Origin of the sequence: Alistipes sp. DJF_B185 (assembly GCF_964250025.1) — a bacterium.
In the GTDB taxonomy this organism is placed as follows: domain Bacteria; phylum Bacteroidota; class Bacteroidia; order Bacteroidales; family Rikenellaceae; genus Alistipes; species Alistipes finegoldii.
This window is the reverse complement of record NZ_CAXUDY010000018.1, coordinates 21993-46501: the sequence shown is the minus strand read 5'-3', so window position 1 is coordinate 46501 and position 24509 is coordinate 21993. Positions and strand designations below refer to the sequence as shown.

Below are 24509 nucleotides of genomic sequence, written 5' to 3'. Positions count from 1 at the left end.
TACTGAAGAAAAGTGTATAATTATTTGATTATCTTTTGCTTTACACTTTTTTATACCTCTGTTTTTTATCCCCGGAAATCCGCAATTTTAGCCTGTTTTTTTATTCTCTCAAATCAATTACAACATAATGTATTTGAGATTTCGAGTTCTTTGTATTATGGTAAGAATTCCCAGAAACGAAGAACTTGTCCGTTACATAGCCTACCGGCTGCGGGAACTGCGTTTGGCGCGGGGCCTGTCGCAGGAAAAGGTGTTGTTTGAAACAGGCGTCCGTGTCGAGCATATCGAAATGGGGCGCAACAACATTACCATCTCGACACTCCATGCCCTCTGCACCTTATACGGCACGACCCTACATGAATTTTTCACGCCTTCCGTTGAGCCGGAAACAACCGACGCACCTGAACCGACCGACAATCCGGAAATAAGCGACGACCATGAGCAAGAAACACATCCGCAATAACGAGGTGATCAATAGGATCGGGGCCGGGTTCCGCGAACTGCGCAAAGCCGCGGGCAAGGGCCAAAAAGAGGTGATAAAGGAGACCGGCATCAATGTCGGCAACATCGAAGCCGGCCTGTTCAATCCGATGCTCGACACCATCGATCGTCTGTGCCGCTACTACGGCACGACGCTGGGCGAGTTTTTCCGGGAGTTGGAAATGTAACACCAATATAAGGAGAATATGAATACCTACATTACATCTGAAAATATCGAAGAGATCAAGCGTCGGCTTGATTTTTTGGCGAATAATTATGATGTTAAATATAAAGATGTAAAAATAGGTGTAGATTCTATTGAAATTTTATTTGCAGAGGAAAAAGATTACATAATATATCCTGTTGAAGATTTTTTACTCTACACTAATAATATACAATCCTTAAAGGGGGTAAACGAAAGTACAGTCCGAACAGATAGTATAAGGCAGTCTGTTATTAACCTAAAACATGCAAGGTTATTCATAGATGTATTTTCTGACATACACTATACTGTATTGTTGGTTGAGAGTCCCTTACTAATAGGGCTATTAAATAATGTAGAGAAATGCACTGAAGATGAGCGATTATGTTCGCCATGTTCATCATTTTCTGCCATTGAGATAAGATATGATTCCCCGGAATATGTTTTACCCGAAGAACAAGAGAGTGATATTATTAACCGTGTTTTGTACTATTTGATAGATAAATACAATTTTATAAATTTTTCTCTCGACAACCGTTCTGTTCGCAAGGTGAAATATACGATCAAATTAGATTTGACAAAGGATTCAACCCAAACACATCCAATTCAAATAGCTTCTTTACCTCATTGTTCGCCTATTCTGGATTTATATTCTGAAGCCCTGCTAATAAGAAATAACGATATTAAATTCCTGTATTTCTATAAGGTGATCGAGTATATCTCTCCAATAGTCGCCAAAATCAAGGCCCATGAAGAGTTGTGCCGGAAATTCTCTTCCGGGATTCCGGCAACTGGGAATGTCGATTCTCTGGATTCCGGATTATCCATGAGGGCACACGATAAACACATAAAGGATCGTGACCTTGTAAAAATCGTAATGGAACAATGCGACATCGTTAAGCTCTACGAATTCCTTCCAGAATGGGTGCAGGAGCGGTGTCTCAAAGAAACAAAAGCCAGCAAACAACAATCCGCCATCGGCATTGTGGCGGAGAAAGAAAGGACGATCAAGAATAAGGTTGCGGTCATTCTTTATGCCACGAGGAATAGTATCGTACACGCGAAAGCCAATTTCAAACCAACAGAGAACGAGTGTCCTGAGAAAGATTTGTATCAGCTCAATATTTTCATGCGGAAGTTGTGCAAGGATTTGATCTCTTGGAAAGACAAACACCCGGAAATCACGCTCAAATAATAAGGGAATATGTATTCAGACAAATTACTACTGCTCAAACTCGATGACATTCAAGAGGGGCTGTATCGGCTCGACTACAATCTCAATGCTTCAGACAGCCTTGCTATTTCGAAACTGTCGGATATGTCTACAAGCCTTTCCGATATACAGAATTGTATTGTTGCGCACAGTCAGAACACATTTCTTGGTGTGTCTTGGGACATTCTATTACCGGCGTTAATCTCGCTCGGTATTTTTATTTTAGGAGTCTGTATTAACATTTTGTATCGGAGAAAACAAAAGCAGGAAGAACGTGAGGTTGTAAAAGACGCTATCGTAATCTGGGCAGAAGAAAATATACCTATTTTGCGGAAGTACATTCATTCGATAAAGACGCTCGCTGATAAAATTAAGAAATCGGACGAAATACTGCCTCAAGCCTTTCCAGTGCAGCAAATTACCATTGATGTACTTTCGCAATTTACCATTGATCGGCTGACTGATTCCCTGCATCGAGGTATATCAGAAAAAAATGAAATAAAAGGAAAAAAACTAAATTCCTATTTGTCAAGTGTATCATATTTAATCAGCATACAACCTGAGATCAGAAAGATATACGACGATTATAATTCATACAGCAATAAATTTCTTTTGGAATGGAATGAGCTTTGGCCTGCCTACCAGCAGGATGTAGCATTAAATTATAATAGAATTATTAATATGCCTATGATGTCCTCAGAAAAGGTATATTACTCTATTTTGACAAATCTTATTACCGTTGCTTTAAACGCCATTCCATCAGTAAATCCGCAATTTTCACGGTTACATAACCTTATATTAGTGATAAAACAATTTGACAGCTCTGTTGTAAAAAGAACCCCTGCAATTATAAAGACGCATTTTCTCGCAGGTAAAGTTTTTGTAATTGCAGAGCAAATAAATGCAATGAAAGAGTATAGCAAAAATTTTGCAGCTTATGCAAATAATATTGAAGCTTCTGTCGAGAAGTTCGAGCAGGCAGTTGAATTTTTCAAGAAAAATAAAATTGTACTTTAAAAATTATTCCTACGACAGTCCAGTGACACGCCCGGACTCTTCTCCGGCTTGAAGATGAGAGAACACCTGAAAGAAATGTGATGCTTTTAAAAGATTCCGGTCTTTTCCTGCAAACTTTATAAGAATGAACCCCGTTACTCACCCCGAACAATGGAACTTCAGACCATCCAAAATAAAATCTACGAGATACACGGCCAGCGAGGTCGGCGGTTACAATATATCCGTCACCACTCTCGAAAGACTCTGCAACTATTACGGCCTGACTTTCGAGGAATTCTTCGAGGAGCTGAAAATGTAGGGTAATTCGGATATTATTTTCTACCTTTGTTTTATCTTTTTTCCAATCTAATTAACCCGTTATGAAACCCGTACTGGAGCGCACGTTTATCGACGACATTAAACGTCTGATCGAGGATGCCCGTCTGAATACCTATGCTGCCATCAACGCCGTGATGCTGGAGACCTATTGGAATATCGGCAAGCGGATCGTAGAGCAGGAGCAGCATGGCAAGAGCCGTGCGGAATATGGAACGCAGTTATTGAAGGTGCTTTCCGAAGAACTGTCCGCGGCATTCGGCAAAGGCTTCTCGGCTCGCAATTTGCGAAATTACAGGCAATTCTATCTATCTTTTCCCCATGATGAGATTTGGCACACGCGTGTACCAAATCTTACATGGTCGCATATTCGAACCTTATTGCGGGTTACGGACGATGCGGCCCGCATCTGGTATTTGAATGAAGCTGCACAAGAAATGTGGAGCGTCCGTACACTTGATCGCAATATATCGTCGCAATACTATCATCGTCTGCTCCAATCACCGAAAAAGGAAAAGGTCGTATCGGAAATGAAATCCCTGACGGCGGCGTATGAAAAGGACAAGTTGGAGTTCATCAAGAATCCGATGGTTGCAGAGTTTCTGGGCTTGGCGTCCAACATGGATTTTACCGAATCCCGGCTTGAAAGTGCAATCCTCACGCATTTGCAGAAATTCATTATGGAGATGGGTAAGGGCTATGCTTTCGTCGCCCGGCAGCAGCATATCTCTACCGATGCAGGGGATTATTTCATTGACCTGGTATTCTACAATTACATTTTAAAGTGCTTTTTGCTGATCGACCTGAAAACCACCCAGATTTCGCATCAGGATGTCGGGCAAATGGATATGTATGTCCGCATGTACGATGAGTTGAAACGCACGGACGGCGATAATCCGACCATCGGATTGATCCTCTGTACGGAAACCAGCCGCGACATCGCCCGGTATTCGGTGCTGCATGAGAATCCACAACTATTTGCTGCAAAATACCTGACCTACCTGCCCAAAGAGGAAGAGTTACGCGAGGAGATTGAAAGGCAGAAAGAAATTTATAGTTTACAACAAGTAGAGGAAAAATAGTCCGCCTATGAACTTTTTGATGAGGGTATAATCGTCCGGGATATGTCGCACACAGCAATCCTGAAAGAGTAACAAGAAAACCGAATACACTTTATCCTATACGTCGTCCTTTATGGGCGACGTTTTTTACAGACCATCCAGAACAAAATCTACTAAATGTCCTTTTTGCGCGTGTTTTATATTCAATACCTGCCGAGATACAGCCATTCTGACCTGCGGTCCGAAGTCTTCATAATCGATTCGTTTCTGCGCATATACGAAAATTGACCGATTTCCCGAATCGTTGTGCTATTCGCAAAATTATCCTATATGGATTTATTAGTAGAAAATTCGGGCGTTCGAGTAATAATTGAGAAACAGCCTCGAAGATTTCTTGGAAATATTTTATTATATTGAGCAAAAGTCGATAACTTGGATCATTCTAAAACATGAACGGTTATGACACGTCCCTTCCCATGTTTCACGCATCCGTTTCTCTGGATTTCTGCCGTGTTATTCTTTTCGCAATGCAGCAGAAGCGACAACGTGGATAATCCACCCGTACCACCTGATCCCGACAAACCTTTTCTAACCATCACGCAGGCACTACCCGCCGCGCCTTTCGGTGCGCAGGGCGGGAGCGCCGTATTGATTTTCTCGACCAATGAGCCGTGGCGTATTACCTCGGAGACCGCTCCTGAATCGGCCATCGATGCCGCTACTTGGTACGACATCGCTCCCCCTTCGGGTGATGCGGGCGGGGAGATTAATGTTACGGTGAAGGTGGACCCGAATGAGGAGTATGTCGGGCGGTGCTTTACACTTATCCTGCGTGGCGAAACCCTCGAAGAGCGCATCGAGGTCTCGCAGGCGAAGAAGAACGCGATCATCGCGGGCGACAACCGGCTTGAAATCGGCAGTGAAGAGCGGACACTCACGGTAGAGGTGCAGTCGAACGTAGACTACACCGTATCGGTGAAAGAGGGCGGCGAGTGGATCGAGGAGCTCCCCGAATCGCGGGCCGCACCGGGGCTCGAAGAGCGTACACACCGCTTCACGATCTCTGCCAATCCGGATGCACGGGAACGCACGGGGCTTATCGTGTTCAAGGATAAGGCGTCCGACCTGTTCGACGAACTGACCGTCGTGCAGGCCGCGTGGGACGATCCTGACCCGGAGCGCTCGGCGCTGCGGGCATTCTACGACGCGGCCGAAGGCGGCGGCTGGACGCACCGCGAGAACTGGTGCAGCGACAAGCCTCTGGGCGAGTGGTACGGCGTGGAGACCGACGCCGAGGGGCACGTCACGGCCCTGCGGCTTGCGAAGAACAACCTCGCGGGAACCGTGTCGTGGGAGATCGCAAAACTCACGAAGCTGCGGCATCTGGATTTGAGTTGGAATGCGCTCGAAGGCCCCATCAGCGTCAATGACGGAAAAGGGCACTCAATTACCTGTCTGGACGACCTGATAGAACTGGAAACGATCGACCTCAGCCATAACTGCATCGAGGGCGGTTATCTTCCCGATTGGGCCAAACTGAACAGATTGCAGTATATAAATCTGTCGTTCAATAAGATCACGAGTTGGGTGGCGACTTGGGCGCATTTGTTCCAAAGCGGGCGGCCAATAGACTTGATCCTGAACAACAATTATCTCTATGGGAAAATCCCGGACGTTATTCAGAACCATCCTCTGTGGAGCCGCATCGCCCTCCAGTGTGTCCGGCAAGACTACGGTAAATCCGGTGGAGTATCATACAGCAAGGATATCCACCTTCCGGACTTTACTTTCACCGACCTGCGCGACGGCTCGCAGGGCAGCATCCGCGAGGTGTACAGCGGCAACATCCGGACGATGATCCTGCACTGGAATCCCTTGCAGGAGGATTCGAAGACCTTTCTGGAGACCACTGTCCGGCGGGTGCATACGCTCTTCGGCGGACAGGGCTTCGCTGTGGTGGCGATCACTCCCGAAGGGGAGGAGTACAAACAGGCAGCGGAGCAATACCTCCGCACGCACGACGTGCCCTATCCCGTGGTGACGGACTATGCCGATGCCGAGGGACACCGCGTGATTCTGCCTGCCGAACCTTATCCGAGCTATTTTCTGGTCGATCAGTACGGCACGTTCTCCAACGACATGTTCACGGGGCAGTATTGCTCCACAAGCCTCTACCCCGAGGAGCCGTTTCTGATAGATTTCATGGCCCGGCCGTTCCAGCATACGGACGACCTGAACACGCAGTTGAAGAAGGTATTCGGCAACAGCTCCTACCAGAGTACCGACTTCTCGATGGATAAGCAGTTCGAGACCCTGCAACGGGCGACCAAGGGCAAGGGCATCGACATCGTATTGATCGGCGAAGCATTTACCGACGTAGACATTGCCACGGGCTACTACAAGCAGGTCATGGAGTTTGCTATGGAATCCTTCTTTGCCATCGAACCCACCAAATCCTACCGCGAATACTTCAACGTACACATGGTATATGCCGTGTCGAGGGATGCCTATATCGGTGCGTTTGACAGCGGCGGTCAGACTGCATTAGGTGTGCAAACAGAAAACAGCCGTCAGTGGTTTTACATTTATACCGCACAACAAAGGCTGGAATCCTATTATCGTCTCCCTGTCCTGGCATATGAAAGGCCGGTACATTCGGTCGGGATCGTTATCAATGGGGTCAAAGGAGGGGTTACTTATATGCGGGAACCGATATCCGGGCCAAATTTTGCCTTTACAGGCTATGTCTATGGAGGACGTAAGATGTCAATGGGGACATTTATTCACGAAACGGCCGGTCATGCTTTTGGCCTTTTAGGTGACGAATACAGTACTTCTGGATTCGATCCTGGACAGCCGTTCGAGATTCCGGATTATGAAGCAACAAGATTGAGAAATGAACAGAAGAAGGGTTGGTATCTGAATCTCTCGCTGACCAGCGATCCGAAATCGGTCTATTGGGCACATCTGATCGGACATCCGAGATACCCCTATGTGGGTGTGCTTCAAGGAGGATATTATTATGCATTTGGGGTTTGGCGATCTGAGTCTTATAGTTTGATGGATGAATCAGCCGATTTTTATTTCAATACCATCTGTCGGGAATTGATTGTCAGGCGCATTATGGCGCTAACTGGCGAAGAATATACCTTTGACAAGTTTCTGGCCAAAGACAGCGATAAAGACAGACCCAATCTGTCAAAATCACGATCACAACAGACCAAAGATCAAGAACGCAGACACCAGCCGCCGATTATCGGGGAGTAAACTGAGAGTTAATAACCATATAAACTACATATCTATGTAGACGATAACCCAATTATTAACCTAACACATTCAGCTATGAAAAAACTATTACTGCTATCTGTTGTGTTGTTGCTCTTTGCAGGTTGCAGCAAGGATGAAACAACGAGTTCGGGGCAGGCTGACCAAACGGAAGCCTTTGTTCCGCATTTCTATGGTGCAGCCATGCTGAATACCCCTGCTCCCGCGACCCGTGGCGTTGCGAACGCCATGAAAGTGTGGAGTAAACCTATGGCGGCCAATAACCTGACCGTCAAATTCCTGAACGGTTCGGCCGGCTATCAGGAATATGTTAAGGAAGTAGCTAAAGAGTGGGAGAAGGCTGCCGGCGTCCGCTTCCATTTCGTAGGAAGTGACAAGCCTGCCACTGTCCGTATCGGCTTCGACTATGTGCCGGGCATGATGTCGAGCTGGTCGTTGACCGGCACCGATCATATGCAGGTTTACGGACAGCAGAGCGAAGCTACAATGCACTTTGCACAATGGCGCCGTGCCGGAGATGCCCAAAAGCGGAGTGACGTACTACGGGCTTTCGGTCAGGTCCTCGGTCTGGAGCTGGAGTTCCGTCACCCGATGTTCCATCCGGCTTGGATAACCAATGCCGACGGCAGTGTAAACGAAACGGCCATTCGGGAGTACTGGGAAAATGAACTGGCGAATTACATTGCCTGGGATGAGTTGAAGAAGATCGTACTCGATCCGCTCGAAGATCAGGCGTTCTTCATCCACAAAACCGAGTACTACGACCAGTGGTCGGTGATGAACTGGCCGTTCTATGAGATGATTGCCCGCAATATTCCGCCCATCGAATTCGACGAGGATTACATAACCGAGTTGTCCGAAAATGATAAGTCATTTGCGCAGTTCCTCTATGGAGAGTCATTCGGAGGTACGCCCCCAGATAATCTATTCGTCCCATTGATCGAGTTCGAATGCACTGGTTCCAGCACAAGATTTTCGGTGACTACAACCAAGAATCTGGGGGTACGCTGGGATGGTGAGGTCTCGAAAGAGTACACTGCCTATGATCTTCCGGACTATACGACGTCTGAGCATACGTTTATGATCAACAAGACATTCGACGAAACGAAAACCCGTAAGATCGTTATCGGCGAGGTGCTGGACTACGGAGAGGCAAAGCCGGATTACAGCTATGCGCTGACCAGATTCGACTTTAAGGGTGCTAATAATGCAGGTGCGATCGACATCAAGCCCGTGAATCATGCGTTAAGCTATATCCGCATTATAGGCGGTTCGGATTTCATTAGTCGGGAGTTCAACTTCACAGGGTACGAATATCTCAAAGAACTGTATTTAGTCAGGATTGGCGACTCAAAGGTTATTTTGGATAATTGTTCGAATCTGGAAACTTTTGCGACAAGTAAAGGAATTTGGAAACCAGGAGAATCATATTCCGAGCCAACTGATCCTATTGACATCGGAGATTATGAGTCTGTGTTCGCATGGCCGGACTATCCGGAATCGTTATATTCGTTGAGCGATACCGGCGGGTTGACAATTCTGAATTGCAATAACCTCAAGCAAATCAGTCTGGAGAATACCCAACTCAAGAATTTCAACTTCGGGGATCTTCCTGCTTTGGAATACGTCTATTTGTCCTCTTTCAGTGGTTACATCGTTGGTGGTTCAGATCCTTATGGAAAATTGCTGCTCGATGCGGTCAATACGTTACCCGCAAAAGAAGCCGCCGCAAAAGGATCGATCGTCCTGCGGGGAATTGCCTTCCGGTTGTATCCTTCAGAGAATGAGACAGGAAACGCGATCGGTCCAATCACCCCAGTCCGGCCGAATCCTGTATACGATCAAATTCCCATCGATAGAGTGATATATAATGCTATAAATCAAAATCTTCCTGCAAAAAATTGGAATGTTGTATGGGAATCCGGATTTTATCATCCCATTATATATTTAAACAGCACGAATCATAATAACTAAGTAATACCCAAATCCGGGGTTTGGGTAAACCAAACCCCGGATTACTTTTAACCTTAAAAAACTTGAATATATGAAACCTACAACTCTCCATACGCTGCTTTTCACAATTCTATTCTCTGCTGTCAGCATTTTCTCGGCAAATGCACAGCTTACCTATTCCGGAGGCCGCTTGTCGCTGGATACCACCCCTATTGGGAGCTATAAGGTCTCGATAGCCGGAAACGGCGCATATTTCAAACTCCCGTCACAGACGAACTTCTTCCAGATTGACATTTCGTCAGAAAACACCCGGCTGGCGGGGCATGGTGATCAGATCTCTTTCTACAACTCCTCAACGAACAAGTATAACAGCATCAATGTGCTGAATGTTTACTACCACTCCGATGCTCGTGCCAAGACCAATGTTCGTGATTTCTCACAAGGCTTGGAGGTTATCTCGCGGATCAGACCTGTCACCTACAACTTCATTAACGAGGGTAAAAACTATCGCAGGTCTTCTGATCAGGAGATTGGCGTCCTTGCACAAGAGTTGGAGGAGGTCTTACCGGGCGCTGTCATCACGGACAAAGAGGGCAATAAATGCGTCAACTACAACATGTTGATCCCCGTGCTGATCGATGCCGTAAAATCTCTTCAAGCCGAGGTAAATGCCTTGAAAGAGAATCGGTGACAACTCTCGTTAGTCGAGGAACAGGCGGATGCGGGGATGGTAACCCGCTCTGTGCTTCTCAATATAATATCTCTTATATGTCTTAACGAGATATAATTAAAAAACTTGAAACCATGAAAAAAATAATAGGCATTTTCAGTATGCTATTCCTGCTGGCCATTACTCTTGGTTCTTGTACTGACGCTCCTGTCGATGAGCCGGGACAAGACGGCCTGAGTAAGACACGCTCGGCAGGGGCAGATGCGACGTGCTACTACTGGTATAGCGGAGAAAAGATACCCTTGACTCTGAATACTGAATATGTGAATATTGTTGCAGATGATGCGTCGTTGAAATCTTCAAAGACCGGTTCTTCATTTCAAGGGCTGGACTTAGTACAAGAAGATGGCGCTCGGAGCGGGAATGTAGTCAAATATAGATTGACTTCGAAATCGACTGCTACAGACTACTCTAAACTCATAAAAGACCTCAAGCAAAATAAGCAGATTAAACACATTCTGCCATTCTTTAGCCGAGGTGCGAATGCTCAACCCATCGGAACATCCGATATTTTCTATTTGAAATTAAAGGATGAGAAAGATTTCGCCACATTAAAGCTGCTGGCAGAAGAACAGAAAGTTCAGATTGTAAAGGAGGTTCCTTATATGCCTTTGTGGTATATTATGTCTATTCATAACTCCAGCTTCGGCAGTTCGGTAGATGCAAGCAACTACTTCTATGAAACTGGTCATTTCGCAGATGTGGACCCTGCATTTATGTTTGATTTCAAGCCGAACGTTATTCCTAATGATCCGATGTTTGGCCAACTATGGGGATTGAAAAATAATTCTTATCCGGATATTGATATCAATGTTACCGCTGCGTGGGATATAACAAGAGGAGCCGGTGCGAAAGTCGCGGTATTAGATCAGGGGATTGACCGCAGCCACAATGATTTGAATGCCAATCTTCATACCTTGAGCTATGATGCGCAAACGGGCAAATCTCCCAGCGTATTTGTGAATGGATTGAGTCATGGAACACACGTAGCCGGTACTGTTGCCGCCGTATGGAATAATAATCTGCAAGTGGTTGGCGTTGCTCCTGAAGCCAAGATTATCGGAGTTAGTCACGACCTATATTTGTCAACAACATTCTCGGCTGAACTTGCGAGCGGATTTAGCTGGGCATGGCAAAATGGGGCTGATGTACTTACTAATTCTTGGGGCGATCAGGGTGGAGCATTTTACGACACTATGCATAGTGCGATTTTGGAGCAGGCTATTATTGATGCCATGACAAAAGGCCGGGATGGATTAGGGTGTGTAGTAACCTTTGCTGCAGGAAATTATTCTGGAGTTATGGATTATCCCGGCAATTTCCATGATGATATATTAACTGTCGGTTCTATTGACTCAAATGGCAGTAAATCGTCTTTCTCCGGATATGGTACGAAGTTGGATGTTGTGGCTCCCGGATCTAATATTTTGTCTACAATTCCGGGCAATAGCACAGGCCAGAAGAGTGGAACGTCTATGGCTACCCCGCATATTGCGGGTGTAGCAGCTCTCGTAATATCGAAGAACCCTACTTTTACACGCTTGCAAGTGGTAACTGCTATAGAAAAATCAGGGAAAAAGGTCGGAGGTTATTTATATAAAACGACTTCCGGTCGTCCCAATGGGCTATGGGTTGATTACATGGGCTATGGCTTGGTCGATGCTTATGCCGCAGTGAATTACGTTCCTGATAAAATTCTTTTTTACGATCAGCATGTAACGACAGATCAGATTGTTCAGGGTCGTAAAGTGGAGACTAAGAATGTCACTGTTAGTAATAACGCAAAATTGACAATCATAGGAACCGAAAGTGTTACATCGCTTGAGACTTTACATGTAAATGCTGGTTGTAAACTTGAGATACGCAATTAAAGATGCAGCAATTCACTATGATGGAAACCGTTTAAAACGGAGCGGTTTGCCCCATTCATGGTCGGAAGATTTTTCTTCCGGCCATTTTTAGTTTTGAAGTATATTGTAGGGGCTTCGCCCTACTGGCCCTCCCCCGTAAGCCTTATTTCTTTAGTCGGTCGGTAATGATGTCCTTCGCTATATCCCAGATTTCGCCCTTATATTGAACAATAAAGCGAATGAATTGCTTGAACGAAGAGGAACTACATGCCTCTTTCAGGTATTCGAGTTGCGTTTTGGTTCCGGGACTCCAGTTTTTTTGAAGCTCCCGTTCGATCTCTTCTTTCCACTCGGCGATCGTTAGGGGCGACATGAGTTCCAGAAAGTCGGCGGTCTGGTATTTGTCGCCGATCCTATCCACCATGTCGATCATCTTGGTCATCTGCGCCGGTTGTAGGGCGTGCGTTGCTTTGAGAGCGATGTTGACGATACGTTCGGTGCTGATAGTGAAGCGGGATCGGCGCTTGAGTTTAGCCTGAATATCCGTTACGAAACGCAGGAATGCCTCCTTGTTTAACTTTTGGGGATCGTCGTTCAGGATCAGAAATTTATATGCCTGAATCAAAGATTGGGACTCCAAATGAACTTGAAATAGCGCGTTTCTCAGTTTGCTGGCGAAGCGGGCGTCTGCCGTCAGCCATTTCTGTATTATCCAGCAATGAATCTTGGTATTCGCCCGTGTGTAGACGAAATGATAAAGTGAGAGTCCCTGTTTAGGAAATTTAAGCACCAATTCGGCATGCTGAGGCCGGAATACGATTTCCCCGGCCGCAGATTCCAGAATACACAATGTCTCCCCGCAGCTTACACGTAAATCATCGTGGAGCGGCTGATTCGATGTCGAATAGTCGTAAATCGCAGGCAGGAATTTCCCGACAGCCAAAAGAGTGGTCGGGGTGTATCCTTTTTCGCAGTTTTTGACTTTGACGCCCAGGCTGAACAGATGGTCTACAAGCTGATTGGCGTATACTCTCATTCCCGTGAATTCTAAGCCCACTTCATAACGATTAGCCATTTTCCCGTTGCAGAAGAGGCGTCGGAATTTGCTTTGGCAGTTGTAATATTGTTTGCCAATCCTAATCCTAAATCGGGGCAGTTCCTTAAACCTCACGGTATTTTCACCCCGGAAAAACCAGTCTTCTCCGGCGTAACACGGAAGGGCTGGGATGTAATTCAAGGATACTTTGCCGAAGTTGCGGATAAAGTCATTTTCTTCCGGAATCGGAAAGACGGGACGCTTCAACCTCTGAAAGGATGAACACAGACTTCTACAGTCGATGATGGGTATGTGTATGTGTACAAACATCGTTTAAAAAAGGGAGGAGGCCACTAATCACCTCCTCCATGAAACATCTATGAACTGTGAGGTCCACCGACCCATAAAGCCTAATATTTATCAGACCGTGATATAAAGTTAGCGATTATTATTCAGAAAACAGCAAATCTTCAAGTAATTTTCTGATGTGCCGGTTGATATGGGTATTCTATCCGTTTCCACGGTCGAAAGTCTCTGCAGCTACTACGGGCAGGTGTTTGCGTTTTTTTCGAGGTTCTGGATATTAGGATAATTCGGAGATAATTCACTACCTTTGTTTTATGAATACTTTTGACGAAGCCAGGAAATATTTCGAAAAGTTCGTGCAGAACCATTCCCGTGAATACTTCGAGAGTATGAAGGAATACGGTAGTCGTTCGTATGGAGAATTTATAAACAGCAGTGAAATCATCCAAACATCACGGGATATTGCTCATAATTTAAGGGAGGAGTTTTGTGATTTAGAGATAGGCAATCATTTTGTAAGCCCGAAGCATCTTATCGATACCGTCAAGAACTTAAAGAATTATCTTCAGTCGAAAGATGCTGTTTTCAAAAAGACGATCGATTACTATACTAAGCGTGAAGGATCGCTTCCACTGCCTGTTTCCGGCATTGAAATCATGCGTCAGGAAACAATCGAAGCTTGCAACCATTTTTTGAAATTAGTGGACGAGGAGCAGCAGAAGGATCAGGAACAGGAGCAAAAGAATGCCCATAGCCGGGACGACAAGCCGCTTCAAGTTAATATCAACGTGAATAACCAAGTTCAGGCGCAAGCCGCGGCACAGGCACAATCCCAGATTCAAAATAACGCGGGAAAGAATAGCGATGACTATGCGATTGTCGTAAGGTACATGGAAAATATAACTTGCAAAGAATTATGGAAATTACTTGGCCGGGTTAAAGTTAAATCTCTGTGGTCTATTATTACGGCAGTTAGTTTTATATTTTCGGCTGGTTATGGGTTCTGTTTTGTTGTGAATAAAATGAAGGATTCGAAGCCCGACAGTGTGCAAACAGTAGTTCCATCTATCCCCCGTGTTTCGAATTTGCCTTCTGAATCCGAAGAAAAGAATAATATGCTTGAATTAGACATAACGTCGGATGAAGCTGTAGCTGTCTGGGGAGGGGAAGTTATGATAACTATGGAATTCAACTCTATTTATAATAACCTGATCTTCTCAGGCATAGTTGGCTGGACAAAGGCCCCGGAATCCAGTCAACCGTATTATTCAGAACAAGAATGTCCGGTAAAAAAGGGAGAGAAAGTTGTTATTAAAAGAAAAAACGGTGAAAGATGGGTTATAAATATCCTGAGAACGGGTGTCAGTTCGGTTAAAATAGCCATGATTCCCTATATACTGCCCCAAGAACTGAAACCTGTAAAGTGATTATTATATGATACCGTCAGAGCCAATGGGCATGAGTTGCCCCGTATGCAGTGGTTATATTCCTTTATCGGTAGAACAATTACTCAAGGCTGATAATATCGTCTGTCCGCATTGCGGCCTACGGTTGCATGTTGACCGTCAAAAGCTGGGAACAGGGGATAAAAAAATCACCTAATCCGGGCGTGTACCGGAGAATCCAAAATGTAAGCTGTCTATGACAGCTTTTTTTGTAAGCCTGCTTTAAGTTTTGACGGGTATTATTTCAAGTGCCGGCGTTTTTTCTTCTTTTTTCTTCGTTGGTATTCCTGCGCCCATTCATCCCAATAATCGGGTCTGGATGCCTCGTTGAGCAGCACGGAGAATAAATCCAGGTCCGGGAATATGTCGGATATGGCTCCAAAGTCGTGCGATTGCTGCGTGAACCAGTCATTTCCCGTGTCGGAGCTCTGCTGCGAACGCTCCGCACGGTTCTGAGGCTCAGTGGCCGGAGCCTTGGTAAACAGTTCTTGGAAGCGGTTGGCCGCAAAAGCCTTGTCGAGCCGGGAGCCGTTTATAACAAGTCCGTTCCTATGGTCGATGAATGTAACGCCGTAGATTCTGTTTTCATGTTCGGCGCTTCGATGGAAGACTACTGATATTCCACCCGGACGTATCGCCGCTGCAAATTCCTCAGTAGTCCGGGCGGTCTTCATCGCCTCACGGATTGTTATCCGTGTCGGCTCCAACTTCTGTTTGTTACCGGCGATCCATCGTTTGGTTTTGCTGTATTCCTTTTGCAGTGCCTTATAGCCGAATTTCTTGCTAATACGGCTTGACTTGATGGGTTTTCCTACCCGTTGGCCGTGTTCATCCAAGGCTCCGTATATAATGCCGGCATAGGGACGGCCTTCGACTTCTCCCTTGCATTCCTCCATCCAGATGTTGAAGATTTTCAGCAGGGTCGTAAATTCGCCTTTAGAACTGAATCGGTAGCGGTCCGTCAGGTTGTTGAGTACGGAAGATAGCTGCGCTTTGAGGTTGCTCTGCGCGTATTCGACCTTGCGCAGTTCCTCGAAAGCTGCGGACTGCTGGCCCTGAACGGTCGGAATAAGGTTGAATTCGCGTTCTATTTCTTCGGTCAGGGCCTTCGATCGTTTCTTGTATTCGAAAGAGTCGATCGTCGTGCCGTCGGGTTTTATCCGTGTCGAAACGATGTGGTAATGCTTGCGTTCGATGTCGTTGTGTTCGAAAATGACATAGGGCTGATCCCCATAGCCCATGCGCTCCATGTAGTAATGAGCTATTTCAAGCATTTTCATCTCGTCTATCCGGTCTTTTGGATTGGGGTTTAACGAGACATGAAAGACCGGTTCCCCGAGTCTGGGCCGGGGATGCGTCATCCAGGGGCGGAATGCTTCGCTCAGGCGGCGGATGTCGATCTTGCCGTCTTGGGGAACGATGGGCAGGTTGTGGCACAGGACGACCCGTGCTTCGCCTTTGTCGGTCTTGAACTTGTTGTAGAAAAGCACCCCTTCGATATGTGCGCCGTGGTTTATTCGGGCAACCATTGTTTGCGCAGTTCTTCGGTCAGGGATGCGATCTTTTCGCTCAGGGCTTTGAGCTGGCGTGTGTAGCCGATGAGCATGTCGAGCTGCACGGGGATCGCCTGCTCCGAAAAGTGGGTGTTCACTTGCTTTACGATCTGGTTATAGTTGTTCCCTATTCGGGAGAACTGCCAGTAGAAATCATTCAGCCGCGCGACATATTTTGCGCCTGTAGGATCGCTTTTATAGACCCGGAACTCTCATCCGAACAGACGTGCGAGGATGAATTTCGAGATGTTTTCCCGGTAGCCGGCTTCTTCGAGCATCTTCCGGAAATGTAGTTCCTGTTCATCGTTGAGCTTGAAATTATACCTGTGAGTTTTGGGGTCTTTGGCCTTCGGACGCCCCGATTTTCCATTTGCCATAGTAATTTTTTTATAGGTTATGCGACTTTGGAGCGAAAACCAGCCCGGACGACTTCGGAGTCCGGGCCTTTTTGTATGCCGCAAATATTTGCGGCATACAAAAACACAGCTCGCTATCGGCAGGCGCCGATAGAATCCGCTTATTCAGCGGATTATTCCCGGCGGCGGCCAGCGTGCCGCCGCTCATCGGATGCGGTATCGTTCTCATGTGCAATGTTAGGGATAAAAAATCAACTGCACAAGAGACGATTGCGGACTGGGAGTGTCATTGAGTGACATACTGAATCAGGGCTTCGATTCCTGCTTTTCTTTGTGCCGGATGATGTGGATGCGTGCAGGTCGCTGTATGAATTGAGGTCGTTGGAAGCAGGCCGTTCATGCAGTGAATTCAGTTCACGCACTGCATTCAGTGAATACGATGCATTCAGTGAAATGAATGATCGGGGTTCACGGCGGTCATTGCCTGCATGCAGTGCAATGACAGCATTCCACTCAACGGAATCAATATATGAATTCAGCTATGAAAAACAAACCTCATTTCATCTCTATCTGCAGTCAGAAAGGCGGCGTCGGGAAATCTACTTTTACAATTCTTCTTGCGGGAATGCTTCATTATCGTCTCGGCCGGCGTGTTGTAGTCGCGGATTGCGACTACCCCCAGTGGAGCATTCTTGAACAGCGCCGCCGGGAGTTGGAAATCCTCGACCGCTCGGATTATTACAAACTGATGATGATTCGGCAGTATAAAGCTACAGGGCGGAAGATTTGGCCTGTACTTGAATGCCGGGCCGCCACAGCCTTGACTACAGTTAAAACCTTCCTCGATTCTACTGATGAGGAGTACGATTACGTTTTTTTCGATCTCCCGGGCACTACTGCGACCAAGGGGGTTCTACCCCTTATTGCCGGCTTGGAGCGGATTTTCATCCCGCTGAAAGCTGATAAGATGATTATGGAGAGCAGTGTAACTTTTGCCCGCACCATTGCGGAGTCTTTTATTCCCAGCGAGAAGTCGGAAATCAAAGGAGTGCATCTTTTTTGGTCGATGATCGATCGCCGTGAACGCACGCCACTATACGATCTGTACGAGAAGGCTTTGGCCGCATTCGGGCTCCCGATGATGCAAACCAACATCCCGCAGCGCCTTCGTTTCAGTAAAGAATTGCGGCCCGAAGGCGGCGCTATATGCCGTTCGACGCTTTTCCCCGGTGAGCGGTCTTTCGTTGCGGAGTGCTGTCTCGATTCTCTGTGTGCTGAAATCTGCAAAATCGTCGAGGAGGAATAGGCATGGCAGGAAAGAAAAAATTGGAGGAGATTGATCTTGATGAAATCCTCCTGCGAGAAGTGGCGTCGCGCCGCAGTCCTTCGGGCTCCGTGCTGAATAATCCCACGGCGCAAACCGGCAAGACCGACTCTGCGAACAGAACCGAAGAGAATGTACAGCAAGAGGTGAAAGGGGCTGTTACTGAACAAAGACCTCCTCAACCAGCGAAACCTCGCCCTATATCGAGCTATGAGCGGCTTTTCCTCTGCGAACATGTCGTGCAGCAGCGCAGTGCAATATACATCAGTTCAAAGACTAAAGAGAAACTCTCAGATGTAGTACGCCGGTTGGGATGGAGCAGGATTTCAGTCACATCCTTTGCCGAAAATATCCTTGCCCATCATCTTGAATTGTTTCGGGATGAGATTAACAGATTGCATCGTCAGAAGAATACGAAAGACATATTGTAGCATGAAGACAATCCTAATAATACTCTTGGGAAGCCTTTCTACATATCTCTATGTAGACAAGTTCCTGTTTAAAGGAAAACTCGCACAACTTTTCTTTGACGGATGGCGGTCTTTGCTTCGGGAATGGTTCGGTCCTATACTCCGATTTTCCTGCCGCAGTTCGCCCGAACAACCCTTGGCGTCTCCCGAACAGGAGGTAATATCTACGCTGACGGACGATAATCTGGTTGAAAAGAAGCGGTATGTTTCACGCCAGAAAGAGCCAACGGGTGACATCGGCCCGAAAAGAGAACCAAAAACTGCCGGGGATGATACATTTGCAGCCACGACGAAGGTTGAGCAGGAGCCGCGGATCATGGAATGGAGGGCTCCGGCCTTTCAGAGAACGCAGACACCCCGCCCTGCAGAAAAGAAACAGCCGCAGAGGTGGGAAGACAAAGGTTTTGCTGCGGCGCGATTTGTTCCTGTCAATGGCGGTGACGGAGAGGAGGAGATTATCGAGATCATCGATGAAGAACAAATTCGCCGGGAAGTTGCCGAACAGTTGGAACTTGCACAAGCCGATGAACAACGGGACCTGCTGGAACCTACGGATGAAGAGAAGTACGGCATTGATAATTTCGATGCAGGTGCTTACAGTTAAATTGTTAAACCCAAAAACTACGAAGCGATGAAAATGCTCTATTTCGATTCAGGCTGACTGACCTGAACGCACTAACGAAGACTGACGACCGCAGGCCGCCAATCTTCCGAAGTGCGCGGTCTGCGGTTTTTAATAATTTTAAAACGCAGACATAAAAAATGAATAAAAAACTGATTTTGACTTTGATGGCCGTCGTTCTTGCCAGCGCAGCTATGGCTCAGGGCAATGGTATTAAAGGCATCACGGATGCCACCTCAATGGTTACGAGTTATTTTGCGCCTTTAACGAAATTAATTTATGCCGTAGGCGCTGTCGTTGGCTTGATCGGCGGCATCAAAGTCTATCAAAAGTTCTCGTCGGGAGACCCGGACACTTCAAAAACGGCTGCCAGTTGGTTTGGAGCCTGCATTTTCCTTGTAATCGTGGGTGTCGTTCTCGAATCGTTCTTCCTCTAACGATGGCCGAGTACATGATTAATAAAGGCGTTGGCAAACAAGTTGAATTTAAAGGACTCAGAGCGCAGTATGTCTTCATTTTCGCCGGAGGATTGTTAGGCGTATTTGTCCTTTTTGTCGTCTTGTACATGATGGGCGCACCTCCTGTAGTATGTATCACCATTGCATTGGTATTGGGTACTGCGCTGGTCTGGTTCACTTTTCATTTGAACGCCGAATATGGGGCTCACGGGCTGATGAAACTTGCTGCGCGGCATCGGTTTCCCCGGAGGATAAGTTCTCGGAAAACCCTTGTAAGGCTCATCGCCAGAACGAGCGGAATCCGGGACCTTTAGCTGTCGATAAGAGGTTCAAATGCCTGAAAAGGATTAATATCCCAAACACTTATGAAAAGCATTTTGAAAAAAAATACATTGGAAGATAAGTTTCCAATCATGGCTGTCGAACATGGCTGCATCGTCAGTAAAGAGGCTGATGTAACGGTCGCATTTCGGGTTGAACTGCCGGAACTGTTTTCCGTGACCACCAAAGAATACGAAGCGATTCATGCTACCTGACTGAAAGCAATCAAAGTCCTACCCGATTACTCCGTTGTTCATAAACAGGACTGGTTTCTGTCGCAAAAGTATCGGCCGGAGAATCGGGATGGCGATCAAAGTTTCCTCTCCCGCTCTTTTGAACGGCATTTCAATGAACGGCCTTACCTTGAGCATGCCTGTTACCTTTTCCTGACGAAGACAACCAAAGAGCGTATCAGCCAGCAGAGCAATTTCACGACGTTGTGCCGGGGTTTTATCATTCCAAAGGAGATTCGTGATCCCGAAGCTATAAGCCGTTTTCTGGATGCCGTAGGTCAGGCCGAGAGCATTATCCGTGAAAGCGGTCTGATTGGAATCCGGCGTCTTACGACCGAAGAGATTCTTGGGGATGAAAAGACTCCGGGAATCCTGAACCAGTATTTCACGCTCAACTTCGAACATTCGGTAAACGAGGATATAAAGCTCGATCCGGGGCGAATGATGATCGGGGACAAGATCCTCTGTATGCATACGCTCACCGATTTGGATGACCTGCCCCAGCAGGTCGGAACGGACACCCGTTACGAGCGGCTTTCTACCGATCGCAGTGATTGCCGTCTTTCTTTTGCCGCACCCGTTGGGTTGTTGCTCGGATGCGATCACGTTTACAATCAGTTTATCTTTCTGGAGAACCACGAAGAGATTCTCGAACGCTTCGAACGCATGGGACGTAATATGAATTCCTTGTCGCAGTATTCCCGGTCGAATGCCGTGAACAAGGAGTGGATCGATCTGTATCTTTCGGAAGCTCATGTAGGTAATCTTCGTTCCGTTCGCTGCCATTGTAATGTGATGACTTGGGCGGAGAATGAAGACGATCTCAAGCGTATCCGCAATGACGTTGGAGCCCAGCTCGCACTTTTGGGTTGCACGCCCCATCACAATACGGTTGATGTTCCGGCATTGTTCTGGGGCGCTATTCCGGGTAATGAAGCGGATTTTCCCGCTGAGGAATCATTTTATACCTTTTTGGAGCCGGCTTTATGCTTTTTCACCGCAGAGACAAATTACCGCAGCAGTCCGTCACCCTTCGGGATCAAAATGGTCGATCGGCATACTGGAATTCCCATACATCTCGACATCTCGGATTTGCCGATGAAACGAGGTATAATCCAGAACAGAAATAAATGTATCGTCGGGCCTTCGGGGAGTGGCAAGTCGTTTATTACCAATCATTTAGTTCGTCAATACTGGGAGCAGGGAGCGCATATTGTACTTGTTGACACTGGTAATTCGTACAAAGGATTGTGTGAACTTGTGAATCAAAAGACGCATGGGAAGGACGGCATCTATTTTACCTATACCGACGAAAACCCGATCTGCTTCAATCCGTTTTATACGGATGACGGGATTTTCGACATTGAGAAACGAGAGTCTATCAAAACCTTGATTCTGACTCTGTGGAAACGCGAGAATGAACCGCCGACGCGGGCCGAGGAGGTAGCTCTTTCCAATGCCGTTAATCTCTATCTGGCCGAACTGAGAAAGGATTCTGAACTGATTCCTTCGTTTAACACGTTTTATGAATTCGTGGGCAGCGATTACCGGCGGCTTCTGCGGCAGAAAAATGTCCGGGAAAAAGATTTCGATGTCGATGGATTTCTCAATGTGCTTGAACCCTACTACAAGGGTGGCGAGTATGACTATCTTCTCAACTCCGACAAACAGTTGGATTTGCTCTCAAAACGTCTTGTGATCTTTGAGTTAGATAATATTAAGGATCACAAAATCCTATTCCCGATCGTAACGCTCATCATCATGGAAACCTTCATCAATAAGATGCGACGGTTACAGGGCGTGCGAAAGGTTATTCTCATCGAGGAAGCGTGGAAGGCTATCGCCAAGGAAGGTATGGCGGAGTATCTGAAATATCTCTGTGCGCCCGTACAAGCTGCTTAGTAAATATCCCACTGGCAAGGGATTAGGTAAGTGTTCTTTGAAAAACCTATCATCACCCGACTTATCCGAAAGGGAAACCGGACGGGGAGTGTAGCATGTCGGGAACGTCGTAAGTCAGTCAGTTACCAGACTGCCACTGAACGGCAAGGTGAAACGATGGATATGAGGATGAAAACCGAATTGTTTGAACGACAGTCCGAGCTGCTCTACTTGAAGGCTATGACGTAAGGTAACTGAAATCGTCATACTGCGGTACTGCTCCGGTGTATAGGTACGGACGCAAGCAAGAACTTGCCGCAGAGCAACCATGATAAATGGTAAAGGACGGAAATCGCATCCGACAATCCATCATGCCAACAGTTACTAAGTAAGTAAACGGGGATTACCTAAACCGGAACGCCGTAAGGCTATGAGGTGCAGACCTCTGAATATCCGGCACGGTAACGGAGCCTCCGTAGTAGTCCGGGCAGGGTAACGCCCTGCACATGGCGAAGGGAGGCAGCTAATTTTCTTTAATACAATTTAATGGATAATGTGAGAGACATTATGAGAAGTCCGGAAAGAGTATTAAACAGTCTGAACGAACACAGTAAGGATTCGAGCTACAAGTTCGAACGCCTTTACCGGATTCTGTTCAACGAAGAGTTGTTCTATGTTGCCTACCAAAAGATCGCATCGAACGGAGGCAGTACGACCAAAGGCTCCGACGGTCGCAGTATCGACGAGATGAGCCTTGCCCGGATCGAAACGCTGATAGCCTCGTTGAAAGACGAAAGTTATCAGCCTCACCCGTCGCGGAGGGTGCATATCCCGAAGAAAAACGGGAAAACGCGCCCTCTGGGAATACCGGCTTTTGAAGACAAGCTGGTGCAGGAGGTAGTCCGCATGATTCTGGAAGCCATTTACGAGGGACATTTTGAGACCACCTCGCACGGTTTCCGACCTAAACGGAGCTGTCACACAGCATTACTTCATATTCAAAAGACGTTCAGCGGGGCGAAATGGTTTATCGAGGGCGACATCAAAGGGTTCTTCGACAACATTGACCATGATGTACTTGTCGGAATCCTGCGGGAGCGCATTTCAGATGACCGTTTTATCCGTCTGATACGGAAATTCCTGAAAGCGGGATACGTCGAGGATTGGACGTTTCACAACACTTACAGCGGAATGCCGCAGGGAGGTATCGTCAGCCCGATTCTGGCGAATATATACCTCGATAAATTAGACAAGTACGTGAAAGAGTATATCCGACATTTCGACATGGGAACCAAACGCAGGCCGGGCAAAGAGAGCAACGATTTGGCCAATGAACGAAAACGGACTGTGCGGAAACTGAAAAAGGTAAAAGACGGGACTGAGAAGGCGGCTTTGGTCGCAAGACTCAAAGCCATCGAACAGGAACGTGCAGCATTTCCAAGCGGAGATGAAATGGACGGAAGTTACCGCAGGCTCAAATACATCCGTTACGCCGACGATTTTATTCTGGGTGTAATCGGCAGCAAAGAGGATGCACTGCGGATAAAGGAGGATATTAAATCATTCCTATCCGAAAGCCTCGCCCTCGAACTGTCCGAAGAAAAGACGCTGATAACCCATACGGGTAAATCGGCGAAATTTCTCGGATATGAGATTACGGTAACACGGAACAATCATCAACGACGGGATGTGCAAGGACGTCTGCGACGCACCTACGGCAAGCGTGTCCGGCTGAATGTCAGCATGGCAACGCTGCGGGACAAACTTCTGGAATACGGAGCTATGGAAATCAAGCTCCGCAACGGGAAAGAGATTTGGAAACCCAAATGCCGTTCAGGATTGATATTCAACGACGATCTTGAAATCCTCGACCGATACAATCGGGAAACAGTGGGATTTTGCAACTATTACCTGATCGCCAACAACTGCGTCGTACTGCACAACTTCAGATATATCATGGAGTACAGCATGTATAAAACATTTGCGGGCAAATATAGGAGCACGGTACGAAAAATCAACAAAAAGTACCGTCTCAACAAACTGTTCACCGTAAAGTACGAGCAGAAAGGGGTAATCAAGTCCCGAACCTTTTACAAGACAAGTTTCAAACGCCGGACAACGGCGTTCAACGGAAGCTGCGACATCGAACCGTACTCTATTGCAGACGTGAGCCGAACCAATTTGACGGACAGGCTCAAAGCGGAAAAATGCGAATTGTGTGGGGCAACGGGCAAGCTGATTATGCACCATGTCCGCAACCTCAAAGACCTGAAAGGGAAAGAGAGTTGGAAACGGCTCATGTCAGCCCGAAAACGCAAGACCATTGCGTTGTGTCCGAGTTGCCACAGGCTGCGGCATCTGGGAAAAGTTTAGACTGAAAAAAAATTAGTGGAGAGCC

19 protein-coding genes and 2 pseudogenes are annotated in these 24509 nt (G+C 46.8%); 18 read left to right on the top strand and 3 right to left on the bottom strand.

Annotation, left to right across the window (positions count from 1 at the left end):
• The first annotated feature begins 157 nt into the window (after nucleotides 1-157).
• From ACESTR_RS14530 to ACESTR_RS14485, 10 genes are all read left to right on the top strand, one after another.
• On the top strand, nucleotides 158-463 hold the full coding sequence (locus ACESTR_RS14530; protein WP_022044126.1) for a helix-turn-helix domain-containing protein: 306 nt from the start codon (nucleotides 158-160) through the stop codon (nucleotides 461-463).
• Nucleotides 438-668: a helix-turn-helix domain-containing protein gene (locus ACESTR_RS14525; protein ID WP_022044125.1), complete on the top strand. Its 231-nt coding sequence runs from the start codon at nucleotides 438-440 to the stop codon at nucleotides 666-668. The genes ACESTR_RS14530 and ACESTR_RS14525 overlap by 26 nt, the downstream gene beginning before the upstream one ends.
• 18 nt (nucleotides 669-686) lie before the next feature.
• The gene (locus ACESTR_RS14520) at nucleotides 687-1877 is read left to right on the top strand and encodes a hypothetical protein (protein ID WP_042493598.1); all 1191 of its coding nucleotides are present in this window, start codon (nucleotides 687-689) and stop codon (nucleotides 1875-1877) included.
• A gap of 9 nt (nucleotides 1878-1886) precedes the next feature.
• Nucleotides 1887-2912 (top strand): hypothetical protein, encoded by a 1026-nt coding sequence (locus ACESTR_RS14515; RefSeq protein WP_014775808.1) that lies wholly within the window; start codon nucleotides 1887-1889, stop codon nucleotides 2910-2912.
• A gap of 124 nt (nucleotides 2913-3036) precedes the next feature.
• On the top strand, nucleotides 3037-3210 hold the full coding sequence (locus tag ACESTR_RS14510) for a transcriptional regulator (protein ID WP_014775807.1): 174 nt from the start codon (nucleotides 3037-3039) through the stop codon (nucleotides 3208-3210).
• A gap of 61 nt (nucleotides 3211-3271) precedes the next feature.
• On the top strand, nucleotides 3272-4309 hold the full coding sequence (locus tag ACESTR_RS14505) for a YhcG family protein (RefSeq protein ID WP_014775806.1): 1038 nt from the start codon (nucleotides 3272-3274) through the stop codon (nucleotides 4307-4309).
• A gap of 525 nt (nucleotides 4310-4834) precedes the next feature.
• Nucleotides 4835-7555 (top strand): BACON domain-containing protein, encoded by a 2721-nt coding sequence (locus ACESTR_RS14500; protein WP_167537969.1) that lies wholly within the window; start codon nucleotides 4835-4837, stop codon nucleotides 7553-7555.
• Between the two features lie 75 nt (nucleotides 7556-7630).
• Entirely contained in the window at nucleotides 7631-9547 is a 1917-nt protein-coding gene (locus ACESTR_RS14495; protein WP_081488107.1) for a hypothetical protein, read from the top strand.
• Between the two features lie 70 nt (nucleotides 9548-9617).
• Nucleotides 9618-10217 carry a tail fiber domain-containing protein gene (locus tag ACESTR_RS14490; RefSeq protein ID WP_014775802.1) on the top strand — a complete coding sequence of 200 codons (600 nt, stop codon included), beginning with the start codon at nucleotides 9618-9620 and terminating at the stop codon, nucleotides 10215-10217.
• A 113-nt stretch (nucleotides 10218-10330) separates the two neighbouring features.
• On the top strand, nucleotides 10331-12127 hold the full coding sequence (locus tag ACESTR_RS14485) for a S8 family peptidase (protein WP_052312790.1): 1797 nt from the start codon (nucleotides 10331-10333) through the stop codon (nucleotides 12125-12127).
• A gap of 142 nt (nucleotides 12128-12269) precedes the next feature.
• Here the strand turns inward: ACESTR_RS14485 and ACESTR_RS14480 are convergent, their stop codons facing one another.
• Nucleotides 12270-13142 (bottom strand): hypothetical protein, encoded by an 873-nt coding sequence (locus tag ACESTR_RS14480; RefSeq protein ID WP_147344313.1) that lies wholly within the window; start codon nucleotides 13140-13142, stop codon nucleotides 12270-12272.
• Between the two features lie 695 nt (nucleotides 13143-13837).
• On the opposite strand from ACESTR_RS14480, the gene ACESTR_RS14475 reads away from it, so the two are divergent.
• Complete coding sequence (locus ACESTR_RS14475) at nucleotides 13838-14875, top strand: hypothetical protein (protein ID WP_147344314.1); 1038 nt, start codon at nucleotides 13838-13840, stop codon at nucleotides 14873-14875.
• A 257-nt stretch (nucleotides 14876-15132) separates the two neighbouring features.
• Here the strand turns inward: ACESTR_RS14475 and mobB are convergent, their stop codons facing one another.
• Both mobB and mobC read right to left on the bottom strand, forming a co-directional pair.
• The gene (mobB, locus tag ACESTR_RS14470; RefSeq protein ID WP_014775798.1) at nucleotides 15133-16422 is read right to left on the bottom strand and encodes a conjugal transfer protein MobB; all 1290 of its coding nucleotides are present in this window, start codon (nucleotides 16420-16422) and stop codon (nucleotides 15133-15135) included.
• Nucleotides 16407-16823: pseudogene (gene mobC, locus ACESTR_RS14465) on the bottom strand (plasmid mobilization relaxosome protein MobC). Before mobC ends, mobB begins: the two are co-directional and overlap by 16 nt.
• Before the next feature lie 520 nt (nucleotides 16824-17343).
• On the opposite strand from mobC, the gene ACESTR_RS14460 reads away from it, so the two are divergent.
• The 7 genes and pseudogenes from ACESTR_RS14460 to ACESTR_RS14430 all read left to right on the top strand — a co-directional run bounded on the left by ACESTR_RS14460 (nucleotide 17344) and on the right by ACESTR_RS14430 (nucleotide 24484).
• Nucleotides 17344-18108: a ParA family protein gene (locus ACESTR_RS14460; protein ID WP_014775797.1), complete on the top strand. Its 765-nt coding sequence runs from the start codon at nucleotides 17344-17346 to the stop codon at nucleotides 18106-18108.
• 2 nt (nucleotides 18109-18110) lie between these two features.
• A complete protein-coding gene (locus ACESTR_RS14455) occupies nucleotides 18111-18557 on the top strand; it encodes a DUF3408 domain-containing protein (RefSeq protein WP_052312789.1) in 447 nt (148 codons plus the stop codon).
• A 1-nt stretch (nucleotide 18558) separates the two neighbouring features.
• Nucleotides 18559-19200 carry a hypothetical protein gene (locus tag ACESTR_RS14450; RefSeq protein ID WP_014775795.1) on the top strand — a complete coding sequence of 214 codons (642 nt, stop codon included), beginning with the start codon at nucleotides 18559-18561 and terminating at the stop codon, nucleotides 19198-19200.
• Between the two features lie 158 nt (nucleotides 19201-19358).
• Nucleotides 19359-19655 carry a DUF4134 domain-containing protein gene (locus tag ACESTR_RS14445; RefSeq protein ID WP_014775794.1) on the top strand — a complete coding sequence of 99 codons (297 nt, stop codon included), beginning with the start codon at nucleotides 19359-19361 and terminating at the stop codon, nucleotides 19653-19655.
• Between the two features lie 2 nt (nucleotides 19656-19657).
• Complete coding sequence (locus ACESTR_RS14440; RefSeq protein WP_014775793.1) at nucleotides 19658-19990, top strand: DUF4133 domain-containing protein; 333 nt, start codon at nucleotides 19658-19660, stop codon at nucleotides 19988-19990.
• A 51-nt stretch (nucleotides 19991-20041) separates the two neighbouring features.
• Nucleotides 20042-22123: pseudogene (locus tag ACESTR_RS14435) on the top strand (TraG family conjugative transposon ATPase); the annotation flags it as partial.
• 555 nt (nucleotides 22124-22678) lie between these two features.
• Entirely contained in the window at nucleotides 22679-24484 is a 1806-nt protein-coding gene (locus ACESTR_RS14430; protein ID WP_014774765.1) for a reverse transcriptase domain-containing protein, read from the top strand.
• The last annotated feature ends 25 nt before the right edge of the window (nucleotides 24485-24509 follow it).

Coding starts and splice junctions, on each gene's coding strand:
- ACESTR_RS14530 (WP_022044126.1), top strand. CDS start 158: ATGGTAAGAATTCCCAGAAACGAAGAACTTGTCCGTTACATAGCCTAC.
- ACESTR_RS14525 (WP_022044125.1), top strand. CDS start 438: ATGAGCAAGAAACACATCCGCAATAACGAGGTGATCAATAGGATCGGG.
- ACESTR_RS14520 (WP_042493598.1), top strand. CDS start 687: ATGAATACCTACATTACATCTGAAAATATCGAAGAGATCAAGCGTCGG.
- ACESTR_RS14515 (WP_014775808.1), top strand. CDS start 1,887: ATGTATTCAGACAAATTACTACTGCTCAAACTCGATGACATTCAAGAG.
- ACESTR_RS14510 (WP_014775807.1), top strand. CDS start 3,037: ATGAACCCCGTTACTCACCCCGAACAATGGAACTTCAGACCATCCAAA.
- ACESTR_RS14505 (WP_014775806.1), top strand. CDS start 3,272: ATGAAACCCGTACTGGAGCGCACGTTTATCGACGACATTAAACGTCTG.
- ACESTR_RS14495 (WP_081488107.1), top strand. CDS start 7,631: ATGAAAAAACTATTACTGCTATCTGTTGTGTTGTTGCTCTTTGCAGGT.
- ACESTR_RS14490 (WP_014775802.1), top strand. CDS start 9,618: ATGAAACCTACAACTCTCCATACGCTGCTTTTCACAATTCTATTCTCT.
- ACESTR_RS14485 (WP_052312790.1), top strand. CDS start 10,331: ATGAAAAAAATAATAGGCATTTTCAGTATGCTATTCCTGCTGGCCATT.
- ACESTR_RS14480 (WP_147344313.1), bottom strand. CDS start 13,142: ATGAGAGTATACGCCAATCAGCTTGTAGACCATCTGTTCAGCCTGGGC.
- ACESTR_RS14475 (WP_147344314.1), top strand. CDS start 13,838: ATGAAGGAATACGGTAGTCGTTCGTATGGAGAATTTATAAACAGCAGT.
- mobB (WP_014775798.1), bottom strand. CDS start 16,422: ATGGTTGCCCGAATAAACCACGGCGCACATATCGAAGGGGTGCTTTTC.
- ACESTR_RS14460 (WP_014775797.1), top strand. CDS start 17,344: ATGAAAAACAAACCTCATTTCATCTCTATCTGCAGTCAGAAAGGCGGC.
- ACESTR_RS14455 (WP_052312789.1), top strand. CDS start 18,111: ATGGCAGGAAAGAAAAAATTGGAGGAGATTGATCTTGATGAAATCCTC.
- ACESTR_RS14450 (WP_014775795.1), top strand. CDS start 18,559: ATGAAGACAATCCTAATAATACTCTTGGGAAGCCTTTCTACATATCTC.
- ACESTR_RS14445 (WP_014775794.1), top strand. CDS start 19,359: ATGAATAAAAAACTGATTTTGACTTTGATGGCCGTCGTTCTTGCCAGC.
- ACESTR_RS14440 (WP_014775793.1), top strand. CDS start 19,658: ATGGCCGAGTACATGATTAATAAAGGCGTTGGCAAACAAGTTGAATTT.
- ACESTR_RS14430 (WP_014774765.1), top strand. CDS start 22,679: ATGAGAAGTCCGGAAAGAGTATTAAACAGTCTGAACGAACACAGTAAG.